The 17,081-nt window shown below is 35.2% G+C and carries 12 protein-coding genes and 2 pseudogenes; 1 reads left to right on the forward strand and 13 read right to left on the reverse strand.

The window, feature by feature from the left end:
• Positions 1–2 precede the first annotated feature (2 nt).
• Together EHV10_RS05750 and EHV10_RS05755 are read right to left on the reverse strand one after the other, a co-directional pair.
• Positions 3–494: an imm68 putative immunity domain-containing protein gene (locus EHV10_RS05750; protein WP_128673837.1), complete on the reverse strand. Its 492-nt coding sequence runs from the start codon at positions 492–494 to the stop codon at positions 3–5.
• Positions 440–925, reverse strand: a pseudogene (locus EHV10_RS05755) (NADAR family protein). The gene EHV10_RS05750 and the pseudogene EHV10_RS05755 overlap by 55 nt, the downstream one beginning before the upstream one ends.
• Positions 926–1,182: 257 nt before the next feature.
• On the opposite strand from EHV10_RS05755, the pseudogene EHV10_RS05760 reads away from it, so the two are divergent.
• Positions 1,183–1,392: pseudogene (locus EHV10_RS05760) on the forward strand (transposase); the annotation flags it as partial.
• Positions 1,393–1,401: 9 nt separating this feature from the next.
• Here the strand turns inward: EHV10_RS05760 and EHV10_RS05765 are convergent.
• From EHV10_RS05765 to EHV10_RS05815, 11 genes are all read right to left on the reverse strand, one after another.
• Complete coding sequence (locus EHV10_RS05765) at positions 1,402–1,986, reverse strand: MptD family putative ECF transporter S component (RefSeq protein ID WP_128673838.1); 585 nt, start codon at positions 1,984–1,986, stop codon at positions 1,402–1,404.
• A gap of 9 nt (positions 1,987–1,995) precedes the next feature.
• On the reverse strand, positions 1,996–2,700 hold the full coding sequence (locus EHV10_RS05770; protein WP_128673839.1) for an energy-coupling factor transporter transmembrane component T: 705 nt from the start codon (positions 2,698–2,700) through the stop codon (positions 1,996–1,998).
• Positions 2,690–4,207, reverse strand: a complete 1,518-nt coding sequence (locus tag EHV10_RS05775; RefSeq protein ID WP_128673840.1) for an ABC transporter ATP-binding protein — start codon at positions 4,205–4,207, stop codon at positions 2,690–2,692. Before EHV10_RS05775 ends, EHV10_RS05770 begins: the two co-directional genes overlap by 11 nt.
• A gap of 2 nt (positions 4,208–4,209) precedes the next feature.
• Positions 4,210–5,919: an ABC transporter ATP-binding protein gene (locus tag EHV10_RS05780; RefSeq protein WP_128673841.1), complete on the reverse strand. Its 1,710-nt coding sequence runs from the start codon at positions 5,917–5,919 to the stop codon at positions 4,210–4,212.
• Complete coding sequence (locus tag EHV10_RS05785; protein WP_128673842.1) at positions 5,901–7,655, reverse strand: ABC transporter ATP-binding protein; 1,755 nt, start codon at positions 7,653–7,655, stop codon at positions 5,901–5,903. The genes EHV10_RS05780 and EHV10_RS05785 overlap by 19 nt, the downstream gene beginning before the upstream one ends.
• 104 nt (positions 7,656–7,759) lie before the next feature.
• Positions 7,760–8,332: a TetR/AcrR family transcriptional regulator gene (locus tag EHV10_RS05790; protein WP_128673843.1), complete on the reverse strand. Its 573-nt coding sequence runs from the start codon at positions 8,330–8,332 to the stop codon at positions 7,760–7,762.
• A gap of 426 nt (positions 8,333–8,758) precedes the next feature.
• Entirely contained in the window at positions 8,759–10,225 is a 1,467-nt protein-coding gene (malQ, locus tag EHV10_RS05795) for a 4-alpha-glucanotransferase (protein ID WP_128673844.1), read from the reverse strand.
• 10 nt (positions 10,226–10,235) lie between these two features.
• Positions 10,236–12,494 (reverse strand): glycogen/starch/alpha-glucan phosphorylase, encoded by a 2,259-nt coding sequence (locus EHV10_RS05800; RefSeq protein WP_128673845.1) that lies wholly within the window; start codon positions 12,492–12,494, stop codon positions 10,236–10,238.
• Between the two features lie 17 nt (positions 12,495–12,511).
• Complete coding sequence (locus EHV10_RS05805; protein ID WP_128673846.1) at positions 12,512–14,266, reverse strand: glycoside hydrolase family 13 protein; 1,755 nt, start codon at positions 14,264–14,266, stop codon at positions 12,512–12,514.
• The gene (gene pulA, locus EHV10_RS05810) at positions 14,266–16,209 is read right to left on the reverse strand and encodes a type I pullulanase (RefSeq protein WP_128673847.1); all 1,944 of its coding nucleotides are present in this window, start codon (positions 16,207–16,209) and stop codon (positions 14,266–14,268) included. The genes EHV10_RS05805 and pulA overlap by 1 nt, the downstream gene beginning before the upstream one ends.
• Before the next feature lie 2 nt (positions 16,210–16,211).
• Positions 16,212–17,081: a sugar ABC transporter permease gene (locus EHV10_RS05815; protein WP_128673848.1), complete on the reverse strand. Its 870-nt coding sequence runs from the start codon at positions 17,079–17,081 to the stop codon at positions 16,212–16,214.

The following is a 17,081-nucleotide window of genomic DNA, read 5'->3' on the forward strand; positions in this document are numbered from 1 at the left end:
TATTATAGCTCATATTGCAGCAGATCTTTTCTAAGTTTTTTTACAATTTCCGCCATCTCTATGATATCATCACCTATCATTTCATATAAATCATATGACTTCGGATCTTTTACAAAGTCTTCCAAAGCAGCTTTTATACCCGTATATTCTTCTTCTGTGGCTACAACTCGTATACATCGATTTTTGGCATCTTCATTGTCATCCAACTCTCTAAGATTTACATGTCCGCTAATTTTACATTCCAACAAAATAGCTGCAAGGTCTGTAACAACATCTATCGCATAATAAAAGTCCATTTCAAGACCGGTCGAATTAATAACCCCGAGATTCTCGACTGTTTGCCTAAAATCCATATTCTGCCTATCAAGTCCTATACCTGTAAATATTTCTTTAAGAGTAATTTCTTCTTTATTCAGGTCATCCAAAAACTCAACAAGACTCAGGCTGTCATCAGAACCGCCGATAAAATCTCCCCAATATTTTGTAATATACATATTTCACCTCTCCACTTTGCCATATCACATCTGTTTGTATCTTTCATTGAAAGTCCTATTCCCCGGATTTTATCCTGTACAGCACATTCCGCAAGTATATCATTACCTGTATTAAGAAGTCTTTTCTTTAAATCATCATTCTGAGCAAACTTTGCAAGCAAACCCTTGTATACAATAATCCGCCTTACTCCGTTCTAATATGTATCATTATAATTTGAAACCTGCCTTCCAAGTGCCTTTATTCCTGAAACATCCTTAGTTTTTAAAATTTTCTTTGCAATTTCCGTATCTTCAAAGATAATAGCCTTTTTATACATCATATACTGTTCCATTGATGAAAACCGTATCGAATCTATTTTAAAGTCTGAAAGATGCCGGTTACTTAAATACCCATTTTGTTCATCCGGATTATGAAAAGATCTTATGTTCATTTTTCTCACCTATTATCAGTTATTATACACAATACTCTCATAAAAATGACGATCAGTGCGTTTTCCCAATTGTCATTAGTCAATATATCTTTAACCTAGATTATTCATGGTAACACCATGAAAGTGACTGAAAGCCATACAATTACTATATTTTAACAAAATACTGCTCTCACCTATTAAGTGAATAAAAAAAGAGCGTCCATTTGTGGGTAAATTAAGGTGCTAAAAATCAATAAAATCACACGAAGGAGCCCTTTATGAGTATTGTAAACACCTTATCACTTGAAAGCAATAGGAAAATTAAAATTAATTTCAATGGAGGCGATTTATCTTCCGATGCAGACTTACTTCTTATAAAAGATTTCGTAAGTAAACTTGGCATTGATAAACTTTTCAGTAAATCATTTAAGACCAATAATTCTGCATTATTCCGTTATCACACTGATAAAGAAAAACTTCTTCAGATGAAAATTGATTCAAATCACTCCTGCTTTTTCAAAATGCTTTTTAAGTATCCTTGTTGCAACAAATGCTCCTACGCAAGCAAGAACAAAAGTGGCAAGTCCAAAACCTACTGCCCACGAAACTTTGAAATAAGATAGTGCTTCATTTATCCTCGCTTCACTCATTTTCCATTTTGATGCTCTTTCCACAAAAGAAGCTGTTCCGAACAAAATCACAGGAATTACTGTTCCTAAAAAATCTGCTAATGCAAATGTTCCATATCCAATAATCATTCGTCCCTTGCTCTCATAATTTCCTATAATCAAATCACATATAATTCCACCGATTACAGCAAAGACTGCATGAGGCAGATGTCCTCCTGACAACGCAATTAAACCAAGAAGCGTTCCTGATATTGTAAATACTCCTTTCTTTTTAACCTTCACAGCCATAAGGATATAAACGGTAGCAGCTACCATGAAACTAACTCCTGAAGCAATAAATCCTCCTATAACTGTTGTTGCCATTGCAAAGCTGGCTGCCATGTATATGACAATTCCAATTGCATTAAAGATTCCGATTGTAATAAAATCACGACCATTTAATTTGTTTTTCATAAAAGTCTCCTAATAAATTTTCTGTATTACTATCACAAGAGCAATCATCAAAGCCCCTAATAGTCCAATCAATAAATCCGTTGTTCTAAACCGCAATTCTGTTAATGTAACCCTGTTTTCATCACTATCAAGTCCTCTAATGAGTGCTGAAGCTGACAGTTCATCTGAAATCTTAATCATTCTCATTAAAAGTGGAACAAGCGTATATTCAATATATTTAATTGGATGTAGCAACGGGAAAAATCTGCTTGTTATGATTCCTCGAATCTTCATATTCTCTTTTAAAGCCTTAAATTCTATTTTTATAGTTGGTACAAACCTAAGCAAAACACTAAAAGGTATGCCAATGCTCCTTGGTACTTTCATTCTATTTAACGCTTCCAGCATTTCACTTACACTTGTAGTCTTTGTTATATATCCACCAAACATAGCAATTAAGGTCATTCTTGACGCAAAGTAAATAAACATATATATTGCAAATACAATGCTTGCTTCCCGGAACTTTCCAAGCCCTAACTCTATGCAGTATAAAATCACAAAAAACAAAATAAAGCGTAATGCTCTTTTCCACATACTGCTATATACATATAGAAAAAAGACAAAGACAACCAGTCCGAAAAGTAGAATCGTATCGCTTATAAAAAAGCTCGTAAAGGAGGCAATTGGAAGTAGAGTAAGTTTTATTCTCGGATCGACTGTTTTTCTATCTATCAAGCTCTCTACCTCCTCTCATCTTGTCTAATATGAGAAATTTATTACTTTCACTCATATTCAAAACTTTTTCTATTTTTCCATCTTCCATTACCGCAACCTCACTCACCGTGTTTGCTAAAAACTCAAAATCATGACTTATCACCAAAACTGTTGTCCCATTTTTTAATTGTTCTTCAATCAGTTTTGCAACTGAAAGCATTGAGTCCTTATCACAACCCGATGTTGGTTCATCATAAATAAAAACTTTTGCCTGTTTCATCATTCCACAAGCTATTGTCAGTCTTTGTTTTTCTCCTCTTGATAAAGCAAACGGATGCTTATCAATGTATTTATCTAAGCCAAGAACATTCAAAATAGACTTTGCCTTTTGGGTATTTTCTTTTTTAGCTTTATTTGAAATACCAAGCAGCATTTCATTAATTACACTTTCCGAAAACAACTGATAGTCTGAATCTTGAAAGACAAAATATGACATATCCATTAAATCTTTATGATTCAACTCTTTATCTTTTTCCGTCCATATTTTCCCCTCTTTTATCTTCTCAAGTCCTGAAATCACTCTTGCAAATGTAGTCTTTCCGGTACCATTTAAGCCGATAAGACCAATGGCTTTTCCGCACTCCATATTGAAATCAAGATGATTTAAGATGTACTGGTTTTGCTTATTTCCAACCTTAGTTGTACTTGGGTAACAAAATTTCAAGCCTTTTCCACTGATACTTTCATCATTTAATTGATATGAATCTTTCTTTTCGCTTATCCTGTATTCTTCTAATTCAAGAGTTCTTAGTCCATTCTCATCCCAAAACTCTTGGTTAAGAGAAATAACTTCTTCACGACTCAAGTCCTGTGCAATTTCTCCATCTTTCATCAAAAGAAAACGGTCAAATAAAGACTTTACATAGTACAAACGATGTTCAATTAGAACAACCGTTGTTCCTTTTTTCTTTAATTTCTCCAAAATTAAAAATAGGTCAAATGTTGCTTTCATATCCAAATTTGCTGAAGGCTCATCTAAAATTAAAATTTTGGGATTCATTGCATAGATGCTTGCAATAGCTATCTTTTGTTTCTGCCCACTTGATAATTCAAAAACAGATTTTCCTTTCAGTTCCGGGGTATCCAGTTCTGCATATACTTCATCTACCCTCTGTTTGATTTCATCTCTTGATTTGCAGATAGTTTGAAGCCCAAAAGCTATTTCTTCATCTGTCGTTGTCGTGAAAAACTGACTTCTTGGATCTTGAAATACAGTACCTACAATACGCCCTATTTCATGAAGCGATAATTTACTTATATCTTTTCCGGAGGCAAAGGCTTCTCCTTGCATTTTGCCTTTGTAATAATGTGGAATAAGACCGTTCATCACACTTCCAAGAGTGCTTTTACCACTTCCACTTTTCCCTGAAATTAAAACAAATTCACCTTTTTTAATTTCAAGATTGATATTTTTTAAAGCAGTTCGTCCATCTTCCCACTCATAAGAAACATCTTTTAACAAAATCATGGTTATACCCCGTACTGAGCTTTCCATAATTTTGCGTAGTAACCATTTTTCGCAAGAAGTTCGCCATGCTTTCCTTTTTCAAGTAAATTTCCTTTTTGAAATACGAGAATTTGGTCAGCTTTTTGAATTGTTTTTAAATGATGAGCCACTACAAGTACAGTTCTATTCTTTGCAAGTTCTGTAATAGCATCTTGTATCAAAGATTCATTTACAGGATCAACATTACTTGTCATTTCATCAAGAATTAAAATCGGTGCATTTTTCAGAAAGGCTCTTGCAATAGATATTCTTTGTCTTTGTCCACCTGACAATATTCCGCCGTTTTCGCCAATATCCGTTTCATAACCTTCTGGCAAACTCATAATAAAATCATGGATTCTTGCTTTCTTTGCAGCTTTGATGATTTCTTCTTTTGTAGCTCCTTTTTTACCTACTCTGATATTTTCTTCAATCGTGTTATCAAACAGTTGAACATTCTGCATGACAATACTGATACGATCTAAAAGCTCATCATAAGGAATATCCCTTATATCAATTCCTCCGAGTGTAATTTTCCCTTTATGCACATCATAAAATCTTAAAAGCAAGTTAGTTATAGTAGTCTTTCCACTACCTGATTCTCCAACTAAGGCTGTCATTGTTTTTTCAGCAACAGAAAAGCTCAAATTTTCCATTTTGAACTCATCTTTTTCATAGGAAAAACCAATGGTCTCAAAAGCTATATCATTATCTTTAGGAACAATCCCATCTACTTTATCCGGTATTACATCTGCATATAAAATTCTTGAAAGTCTTTCGTAACTATCTACCGCCGAAACATAGTACATATAGTGTTGTTCCATAGAAGCGAATGGCTTATAAAACTCTTTTGAAATTACCACAAAGATAATAAAATTAAGTACATCAAGATTTCCCTTTACAACAAATATTGTTCCAGAGGTTAAAAGAACCAAATATCCAATATCCAGTAAAAACCCAAATATAGATAATTGTTTTGCCTTAAATCTTGAAGCTGATTTACTTGTTTCTCCAAACTTCTTTGTCTTATTCATAAGCTCATTGTCCAAGCTCTTATTCTCCCCAAAACTCTTTAATACAGGTATTCCTCTCACATATTCAACAAATAGGCTAACCATATCAAGAAGGCTTAAGTTGTTCTGATTTTCTATTTTTTCAGATTGCTTAATTGTCATATATAGAAAGGCAAGTGCAATCGGAACGGATACTGCCATTATCAGTGCCAACTTTATATCCATATTTGCAAGACCAACAAATACGACTGCACCTATCAAAAAATCACCAAACATTCTTGACCACATATGTCCTACAACAAGGGACATATTATCAACATCTTTGTGTAAAATTGTATTTATTTCCCCAAGTCGTTCATTGGTATAAAATCCCAAACTGAATTTCTTTAATTTGATAATCATGCGTTCTCTGATTTGCTGAACAATATCAAAACCTGCACTATGCTTTTTCATATCTGCGACCATATTACAAATACCTTTGAAGACTACAAGTAATCCAATCGCAATAAAATATTTATATAGGCTTGCTAAACTCGTCCCATCAAATATCTGAAACAGTATAGAAAATACGATAACAATCATGGCTATGGAGCTTAGTCCATAAAGGGCAAAGAATACACTTGATATAATCAAATCTCTCTTCCCGGTTTTTGTAAGTAGTTTTAACATTTCTCTAAACATTTTCTGTTACCACCTCCGTCTTTCAAATTCCATCTATCTACCTTGTTCTGTGCTTCAACCATATCCTTATAGAACTCACATCTTTTCATCAGCTCTTCATGGCTTCCTGCATCAAGAACAGCACCCTTATCCATAACTATAATTTGGTCTGAATCTCTAATCGTATTTAGATGATGAGCAATTGTAATAATGGTTTTATTCTTACTTAAATCATCAATCGCTTCACCGATTAGTCTTTCATTTTCACTATCAACAGCTGCCATTGCCTCATCTAATATTAAAATCGGTGCATTTTTAAGTATCATTCTTGCTATGGAGATTCTTTGTTTTTCTCCACCGGATAACTTAACTCCCATTTCACCTACTCGTGTTTCATATCCATTTGGCAATGCTGAAATAAAGTCATGGCATCTTGCTTTTTTAGCAGCTTCTATGACTTCTTCTTTTGTTGCATTTAGTTTTCCGATTGCTATATTTTCAAAAATGCTTAAATCAAAAAGGATAACCTCCTGTTGCACACTACCAATCAACATTGAGATATTTTCTTGGCTATATTCTTTTATGTCTTTCCCATTTATCAGTATTTGTCCTTCATCTGCATCCCAAAATCCCATAAGCAAATTAGATACGGTACTTTTCCCACAACCGCTTGCACCTACAAAGGCATTCAAGCTATTTTTCTTAAAAGTTAAATTGATATTTTTTAGCTCAAAGCAATCTTTTCCGTATGCAAAATTCACATCTTTAAATTCTATGTTTCCAAATTCTAAACCTTGTTCTGTCTTTTTGTTTGGAAGCGGAACTGTTAAAACTTTTCCAATCGCCTTTAATGCCTCCCTAAACACAATAGAAAAATGTTGCAATGTAGCTGTCTTACTTATAGATGCAGTAAAAGCAGACGATAAAATTATTGCAAGAATAAAATTAGGAGTTGTAATATTCCCATAATAAAGAAAGATACTTCCCAAAATCATGACAATTACCACTCCAATTTCCATAAATATGTCAATAAGTCCCATTGGAATTGTAATTGCTCCCATGCTCTTTTTAACCCAGTAAATATATTCTCTTGCCGTTTTTAATGTTCTTTCACTAATTTCCTCTTCTTTAGCAAAAGCCTTAATCACAGAAATATTTTTTACATACTCCATCAATTCTTGTCTCATCTTGTTTTCATGGTTAAAGTAAATCGAAAAGTTTTTATCCATTGTTTTCTGTGAAAGAACTTTTACCAAATACATGAGTGGAACTCCGGCAATCATTCCAAGAGCAAGACGCCAATCTACAAAAATCATAGCTACAAAAATAATGGTAGGTAGAAGTGTAACTGACATTATTTCAGGAAGACCATGGGCAAGGTATACTTCCACTTGTTCTACATCATGTTGAACGATGTTGGTAAGCTCTCCGGTATTATGTTTTTTGAAAAATCCTAAACTTAGTTTTTTTAGATGACCGATAATATCTAACCTAAGTTCTGTCAATTTCTCGTATGCTTTCTCATGAGCAACCTTTGTCGCAAAATAGTAAAACACTCCCTTTAATACAAATGAAGTAAAGATTCCTAAGAAGATATATTTCAAATTATCTTCGCTAATATTGTTTGTAATTAAGGAACTAATCAAATATACAAGTAAGATTTGTGGTATCAAATCAAATACTATTTTTAAAGCAAGAAGTGAACCAGCTAAGCCGTTTTTCCCAATCACTTTTTTTCTTAATTCTTTTTCCGGCATGAACAACTCTCCTTTTCAAAATTGAATAATATTGAATTATAATTCAATATTAAGGTTTAAAGTAAGACTTTGCTGATTACACAAAGTCTATTTTTTAGTGCTGATTATAAGGATTCCACTCCCTTGTAATAACACCTCGCAATAAGTTTTAGCATATCTTTTGCCCACTTTTCACTTTGATAGTGCCTTGCTATTTCAAGAAGCCCTTCTGTAAAGTTACTGGCTAAAATATGGGCAAGCATTGGATCATATTCCTCTTTTGATTGTCTTTTTAAACTTACTTCAATATGAACCTGCATTTGTGAAATAAGTTTGTATTTTGCTTCTGTATGTTTCGTTCCTGAGCTTTTATCCATTAAAATAATTAACTTTTTACGCTCTTTTAAAAGTTCATTAATATAGTTTTCTCCAACTTCATCAAACCTTTCAGAAGCGGAACCTTTTTCCAAAGACTCTTCCTCATCAAAGGCTGACTCGAAATTTATATAAACTGAACTTACTACTGCATCAAACAAAACTTCCTTATTTTTGAAATAGGTATAAATTAGTGCCACAGGAATATCTGCTTCTTTTGCAATTTCTGTTAATTTGGCACCTCTATAATCCTTTTTATAAAATACTTTTTCTGCTGCTTCGAGTATTCTACTTCTAACTTCTTCTTTTAATACTTGTGCCATAGCACACCTCTTTCCATTCCAATACTGAATTTATATTTAATAATAAATCAAAATTCGATATTTGTCAAGATATCTATGGAAAACATCTCGTTCTCTTATACCTCTATATAAACGAACAGAGCTCACAGATAAACTACATGAGATTTGTCATTTTAATACAGATTTTGAATTTATAACAAAAAGTCAAATGAGGACAATACAAAAACAAAGTAAAGGAAAATAAAATACTATTTTTTAAGTTTCAAAACGAAATAAAAATGCCCTGAAAGCCGGTAAAACACTGGATTTCAAGGGTATTTTAACTTTTGAAACTGTCAAAGACAGGATTATATCATACGATTTTAATTTCATATTACATTTATTTTATTTTTTTAATCAAAAAAAGTGTCAAAACCCTTTTACTTCAAAGAGTCTTGACACTTTCTATTATCTGTTCATTATCAAATTTTTATATCTTCCCAGTTCTTCCTTTGCCTTTTTGAAGTCTACCATATGCCATTCCCAGTTCGGGCTTCCGACTGTTCCCGGTGTATTGATATGACCTTCTTTACCAAGTCCTATAATATCTGCCAAAGGTATAATGGCATACTCAGCCTTACTCTTTAACACATAGGTCAAAAGTCTGTCCTTTATATTGCCTGCTTTTATACCCTGTTTCTTTAAAAACTCTCTAACCTTTCTCTTTGCAGCAACTGTTAATCCGTCATACCACTGCATCAAAGTATCATTGTCGTGAGTTCCTGTATAGAAAATAACATTCTCTATATCATTTGATATATCCCTTGCATATTTCCCTTTTGTATCGATAGAGAATAAAAGTATTCTCATGCCCTTTAAGTGATAGTGATCCTTTAGCTCCAATACCTCAGGACGCAATTCTCCCAAATCTTCTGCTACAAGATTTACACCCGGAAGTTCCTTATTTAGGGTATCTATTACTTCATAGCCCGGTGCTTCTATCCACTCTCCGTCAATAGCTGTAGGACATGAAGCCGGAATCTTCCAGAAAGTATCAAATGCACGGAAGTGGTCGATACGAATAATATCAAATAACTTATTACTATATCCTATTCTGTCTACCCAGAACTTATATTTATTTTTCTTTAAATAGTCCCAGTCATAGATAGGATTTCCCCATCTCTGGCCTGTAGCACTGAAATAATCAGGCGGAACTCCTGCAATAAATATAGGTCTTCCGTCAGTATCAAGTAAGAAATTATCTTTACCTGACCATACGTCTACAGAATCAAGTCCGACATAAAACGGCACATCGCCCATGACTTCAATGCCTGCTTCATTAGCATATTTCTTTACATCCATCCACTGAGTATAGAAAATATACTGAAGAAAGCATTGGTATTCGGCTTCTTTTTCTACATTTTTTGAAAGAGCACTTTTATCTCCTGACCAATTCTTGTACTCAGGCTTCCAATCATTCCAACAATCGCCGTTGTTTTCAAGCTTTAGAGCACGAAATACACCATAGGTATATACCCACTCCTGTGAAATAAAGTCTTTATACGCAGGATCATTTTGTCCGTCTTTGGCCTTAAACTTTTCAAAAGCTTCTCTTAGGTAGCTCTCTTTAAAAGCTCTTACTGCCGTATAATCAACTCTTTTGGCATTTTCTCTAAATTTATCAGGTTTCTTATCAAGTAATCCTGCTTCAAAAAGCAAGTCAAGACTGATATAAATCTCGTCACCTGCACATGAAGAATATGGTTGATAAGGAGAGTTTCCGTATCCTACGGGATTTAGCGGTAAAATTTGCCAAATCTTTACGCCATTCTCCTTCATTATATCAATCCACTGATAGGAAGCCCGGCCAAGCTCTCCTACACCTGTGGTGGAAGGGAGAGCTGAAACCGGCATTAAAATTCCTGTTTTTTTCATTAAATTCTCCTTATAAATGCCAGATATCATTATTGTATTCTGCAATGGTTCTGTCTGATGAGAAGAATCCTGCTTTTGCTATATTTACAAGTGCCTTCTTTGACCAAGCTAACTCATCCTCATAGTCATTTAACATCTGCTCTTTTGTCTTTATATAATCCTTTACATCAAGGAGTGCCATAAACCAGTCTTTATTTACAATTTCCTTATAAAGTCTGCACAGATTCATCGGATCTCCGATACGGATAAGTTCTTTGCTGATAATAAAGTCCACCAACTCCTCTACCTCAGGGTCGTTGTTATAGATATCTGCAGAACAGTATGAACCTGTTTCATAAAGCTTTATTACATCTTCCGACTTCTTACCGAAGATATAGATATTGTCATCACCTACAAGCTCATGAATCTCTACATTGGCACCGTCTTCCGTACCAAGTGTTACAGCACCGTTTAACATAAACTTCATATTTCCTGTTCCGGAAGCTTCCTTTGATGCAAGTGAGATCTGCTCTGAGATATCACAAGCAGGGATAAGCTTTTCAGCCTTTGTAACATTGTAGTTTTCCACCATAACTATCTTAAGATATGGACTTACAGACGGATCGTTCTCTACCAACTGCTGCAGGCACAAAATCAAATGAATGATGTCCTTTGCAATAGTATATGCAGGTGCGGCCTTTGCTCCGAAGATCATAGTTATCGGACGCTTCGGTAAATTTCCTTTCTTGATCTCTTTATACTTGTAAATAGCATAGAGAGCATTCATCTGCTGTCTCTTATACTCATGCAGACGCTTTATCTGAATATCAAATACCGAGTTCTCATCAATATCAATGTTCTGAGTATGCTTTAAGTACTTCTTAAGCTCGATCTTAGCATCCTTTTTGATTTCTCTAAGCTTCTTTAACACCTTCTCATCGTCCTTGTAAGCAAGAAGCTTTTCAAGATTTTCGGCATTATCCATATACTCAGGCCCGATAAGCTCATTTAAATACTCTGAAAGCTCATGATTGCAATGAACAAGCCATCTACGGAATGTAATACCATTTGTCTTGTTATTAAACTTCTCAGGATAGATATCATAGAAAGGCCTAAGCTCCGAGTTTTTCAAAATCTCTGTATGAAGAGCTGCAACACCGTTTACCGCATATCCGAAGTGAATATCAATATGTGCCATATGTACACGGTTCTGATTGTCTATGATATACACTCTTTCATCACTAAACTCTCTTCTTATTCTTGCATCAAGCTCATAAATAATAGGCAATAACTGTGGAACTACCTTCTCCAAATAGCTGATTGGCCACTTCTCAAGTGCTTCGGCAAGTATTGTATGATTGGTGTAAGCACAGGTCTTTCTTACAACATCAATAGCTGTATCCATGTTGAAGCCCTTTTGCTGTGTCAATATACGGATAAGTTCAGGAATAACCATAGTAGGGTGAGTATCATTAATCTGAATGCATACATGTTCATGAAGTCTGTAAAGATCTACACCTCTACTTTCAGCCTCTCTTATAATTAACTGTGCCGCATTGCTTACCATAAAGTACTGCTGATAAATTCTAAGTAAATGTCCTGCCTCATCACTGTCATCCGGATATAAGAACAATGTAAGGTTCTTTCCGATATCGTGTTTATCAAAGTTTATTCCGTCTCTGATAATAGACTCATCCACACTGTCGATATCAAAAAGATGTAATTTATTACATTTGCTCTGATGATATCCCGGAACATCTATATCATGCATTGTTGATTTTAAAGTAAAATCTTTGAAAGGAACTTCAAAACTTACATCCGTTCTTGTAAGCCAGCTGTTGTCGGTAATCCATGGGTTCTTTTCCTCGTACTGCTTGTTGTCTACAAACTTTTGCAAGAAAAGTCCGTCATGATAATTTAATCCTACACCGTCACCGTTTAATCCAAGTGTTGCGATAGAGTCAAGGAAGCATGCCGCCAAACGTCCAAGACCACCGTTTCCAAGAGAAGGCTCAGGCTCAACCTCTTCAACCGCTGTTATACTATGGCCGTTCTTAGCAAGTATCTCTCTTACTTCATCAAACATTCCAAGGTTTATCAGATTGTTTGAGAGAAGCTTTCCGATAAGGAACTCTGCTGAAATATAGTACAGCTTTCTGTTTCCTGTATTATGCTCCATGCCTTCCATCTTCTCTTTTGTAATGTTCAAGAGTGCTGTATAAATTTCCGCATCTGAAGCTGATGAAATTTCCTTACCAAGCTTGTTCTTTAAAATCTCTTCTAATGACATATCTTTTTCTCCTTTTTTTAAATCCTACGGATTAGAGTTCCGTTTGCTCCAAGTACTTCTCCGTCAAACTTTCGTGAAAATAAAATTTCTTTCCCAGAATTTATTTTGATCGGATTATTTGAAGCGTTTATTAAAACTTCCATACTGTTTCCGTCTTCATCAATTTTGATATATTCCACACATCTTTCATTTTCATAATTATCCGGAAAGTGGAAATACGGACTTCTACACATTTTCTCATTGTGCCTTAACATTATAAGACTTTTCATAGTAGAAATTTTTTCTACATTTTCGCTACTGTCAATCTCACTCCATGGCATACATCTCCTGCAATCCGGATCATGAGCCCCCTCCATTGCTATCTCCGTACCGTAATAAATACATGGACTTCCCGGAAGTGTAAAAAGAATTGCAAGCTGTTGATAGAACTTATCCAAATCGTGGAATCGGTTCATAAGTCTTTCGGTATCATGTGAATCAAGCAGATTGAATAATACATTGTTACTCTGTTGCATATACATTGTATAACAGCGGTTTACCATATACTCAAACTCATGCTTTTTCATTGTCTTATCAAGGAAAAAGTCATGAATTCCGCTTAGCAGAGGATAATTCATCACAGAATCGTATTCATCTCCCTGAAGCCACTGTATTGCATCATGCCAGATTTCTCCAAGCAGATATATATCAGGCTTTATTGTCTTTAGATGTTCTCTTATCTTTTTTAAAAACCTGTGTGACACCTCATTGCCCACATCAAAACGAATACCGTCTATGTCAAATTCTCTTATCCAAGCTTCACAGATTTTGCAAAAATAGTCTATAACCTCATTATTGTTGGTGTTCAGTTTCGGCATACCGTCTGTAAAAGCGAAAGTATAATACCTTTTATCCCTCGTATCTCCTCTTTTTGCAATGTCTTCCCAGTTTTCCACCATAAACCAGTCCGCATACTTTGAGGATTTACCTTTTTCAATTACATCAAGCCAAGGCTCAAATTTTCTTCCGCAATGATTAAACACCGCATCCACCATAATACGAATACCCTTGTCATGCGCCTCTTTACAGAGTGATTTCATTATATCAATGTCTCCAAAAGAAGAATCAATTTTTGTGTAATCGGTTGTATCATACTTATGATTTGATTCGGCCTCCATTATAGGATTCAGATAAATACCTGTTATTCCAAGGTTTTGCAGGTAATTAAGTTTGCTTCTGATTCCTTCCAGATTCCCGCCGAATTTCTCATAATTGGTAACACTTCCATGATCTCTCCAAGGCATGATATCCTCTGTATTATTTTGTGGAGTACCGTTACAAAATCTGTCGGGAAATATCTGATACCATATGGTGTCATTTACCCATGTAGGAGTAATGTTTATATCGGAAGGATTCATCCATGGTATAATGAAGCATTGCAGCATTCTGCCGTCCATATGGAACTGTTCCTCAGTTAAAAATCCGTCTTCAAAGTAATACCAGACACTGTCATTCGTATGCAGTTCAAAGAAATACTTACACCTTTTATATATCGGAAGTAAAGTTGTAGTCCACCATAACTGATTTGACAATCGTTTTTTATAGACTATCTCTTCTCTTTTTCCTGTCCACTTCTCGTTTCCACCAAGTATTCCGGCTTCGAACGGGTCACCATAGTGGATAAAGACCTGCTTCACATCATATCCTGTTTTTAAATTTATAATGAGTCTGTCCTCATCTATAGGATAGCTCATTTGTTCTGATGTCCTATGGTATACACCGGTAAATTCCATTATATCTCCTCTATTCTTTTCTTACCAAGTATTAATACACTTTGTTTTCCAACCTTTATAGGAGCCTTGACACTTATATTCTTTTTCCAAAGCATACTGTCATTTCCGTCACAAAGTAATTCAAAGTCTCCGCCTAAAAGCTTGGCTTCAATGTCTTTTTTTGAAGCATTATAAATTACTTTAACCTGACTCCACAAAGAATTCTTATCATTATTTACGGTGAATCCGACTACTCGGCTTTCTTTCCACATATCGGTGATATGTTTATAGCTGTTTTCGGATTTATCGCAAAGCCCTGAAATTTGTTTTCTAAGTGCAATCAGACCTTTATAGTAATCTACAAGTTCCTTATTTTTCCATGCAAGTTTCCAGTTAAGCCTGTTTACAGAAATAGGCATATTGTAGGTGTTATCATGTCCGGCCTTTGTTCTGCCGAACTCCTCACCCGATAAGAAAAACAAAGTACCCTGACAAGTCATATAAATTGCTGCTGCCAGCTTGTTTAATCTCATTGCCTCTTCTTCTGTGGTTGTATAATCCAATTTATCCCAAAGTGTCTGATTGTCATGTGCCGAAACATATGTGACTATCTGTGACGGTGCTTTCACACCTTTAAACTCTTTATTGTATTTAGGATCACACCATGCACTTACACTTGCAAGTATATAATCCTCTTTATCCTTGCCGCCGTTTATAAATCCTGCTTCTCTTATTCTGAGAGCCGAACCTTTTATAGCATCTCTGGTGTTGTCACAAAATACTCCTATGTTTTCATCTAAAAGAGCTATATTGTCTTTGTTTGCAAGTTTTTTATTATACTCTATTGCGGTATCTGTTGCAGACCAAGGCTCACCATAGATTATCTTTTCGCCCTTACCGTATATGATATCAAGTTCTTTTCTGATATTGTTCATCAAATCGGTATCAAGAAGTCCCATCAAATCAAAGCGAAATCCGTCAATATGATATTCCCTTGCCCAGTAAAGTACAGACTCCAAAATATATTTTGAACACATGACTCTTTCACTTGCCACATCATTTCCGCAGGCGGAACCGTCAGATACCTTACCGTCACTAAATACTCTGTAAAAATACCAAGGCAGAGTTCTTTGAAACCATGAATCAAGTGAGTAAGTATGATTGTATACCACATCCATAATTACTCCAAATCCGGCTTCATGAATTGATTGTATCATCTCCTTCATTTCAGTGATACGAACCTCTCCATGAAATGCATCTGTGGCATATGAACCTTCAGGTACATTGTAGTTGACCGGGTCATATCCCCAGTTGAACTCATAGTCTTTTGTTTCATCCACAGAACCGTAATCATACATCGGCATTATTTGAATATGCGTAACACCGAGTTCTTTCAGATAATCAAGTCCTGTAGGATGAATACCGTCATTATTTAACGTTGTGTGCTTACAGGTAAAAGCTTTATACTTCTGGCGATACTCCGGAGGGAAACCGCCCGACACAGAAAAGGAAAATTCTTTTACATGAAGCTCATACACAACTCTTTCTTTATCCTTTTGTGGCGCCTTATCATTTTCCCATCCCTTAGGATCGGTTTTTTTTAAGTTTACCGCCATACTTCTGATACCGTTGACTCCGGCTGCTTTTGCATACGGGTCGGCAGTTAAAACTTCTTTAGAGTCTCTTTTTATCAAATAGTCATAGTACACTTTATGAAGATCTTTGTAAGAGTGAAAGCACCATACTCCCTTATCAGCTTTTTCCATAGGAATCTGCTCATAAGCCTTACAGCCGTCTCCTGCTTCATAAAGGTTTAGTACTACACTCTCTGCACCCGGTGACCACAGTTTAAATGTGGTCCCGTTTTCATTACATTCCACGCCGAGGTCGTTTCCTTCATAAATGTAGTTTTCAAGAAACTCCTTTGAAGAGTAATATTTTTTAAGTTCAATTATATTTTCCATTACTATCCCTTAACAGCACCTGATAAACCGTCTACATAGTATTTCTGCATGAATAAGAATAAGAGTGCAATCGGAATAGAAATAAGAACTGCGCCGGCAGCAAAGCTTGTGTACCAGCTGTCGATATATTCTTTTTCAAGCATCTTCCAAAGTCCGATAGCAATTGTATACTGGTCAGAGTTTGCTCTACATATAACTCTAGCAAAAATAAAGTCAAGCCATGGTCCCATAAATGATGTTAAAACAGTATATACAATAATAGGTTTACTAAGCGGTAAAGTAATCTTATAAAAAATCTGCCATCTGGTACATCCGTCCAAAAGTGCCGCCTCATCTATCGCTGCAGGAATTGTATCAAAAAATCCCTTTGCAATCTGGAATCCAAGCCCTGCACCTCCTGAGTAACATAAAATAAGTGCCAGCTTAATCAAATTTCCTTCAGTAAGTCCCATTGCCTTTAATATAAAGTATACGGCAATCATTGACATGAATCCCGGGAAGAGTCCGAGTACCATTGCCATATTCATATAGGGCTTTCTAAGTTTAAACTTTATTCTTGAAAGGCAGTATGAAACTGCAAGTACGTAAAATGCCGACAATATACATGAACATACAGCTATAAACAATGTATTCATAAACATCTGCGGGAAGTTCAAAATAGTTGTATCACTGAACAACTTAGCATAGTTGTCAAGTGTAAAAGCCTTCGGTAGGAAGGTTGATACATAAGATCCCTTTTCCGCTCTGAAGCTTGTAAGTATTACCCAAAATATCGGGAAAAGCCAAATAACGGCCAATATGGCAAGAATGATATGTACAACAGTATTATTTATCATTCTCTTTTTCTTTGCAGACTGAAATTGATTTGCCAT

This window comes from Lachnoanaerobaculum gingivalis (assembly GCF_003862475.1).
Classification (GTDB): domain Bacteria; phylum Bacillota; class Clostridia; order Lachnospirales; family Lachnospiraceae; genus Lachnoanaerobaculum; species Lachnoanaerobaculum gingivalis.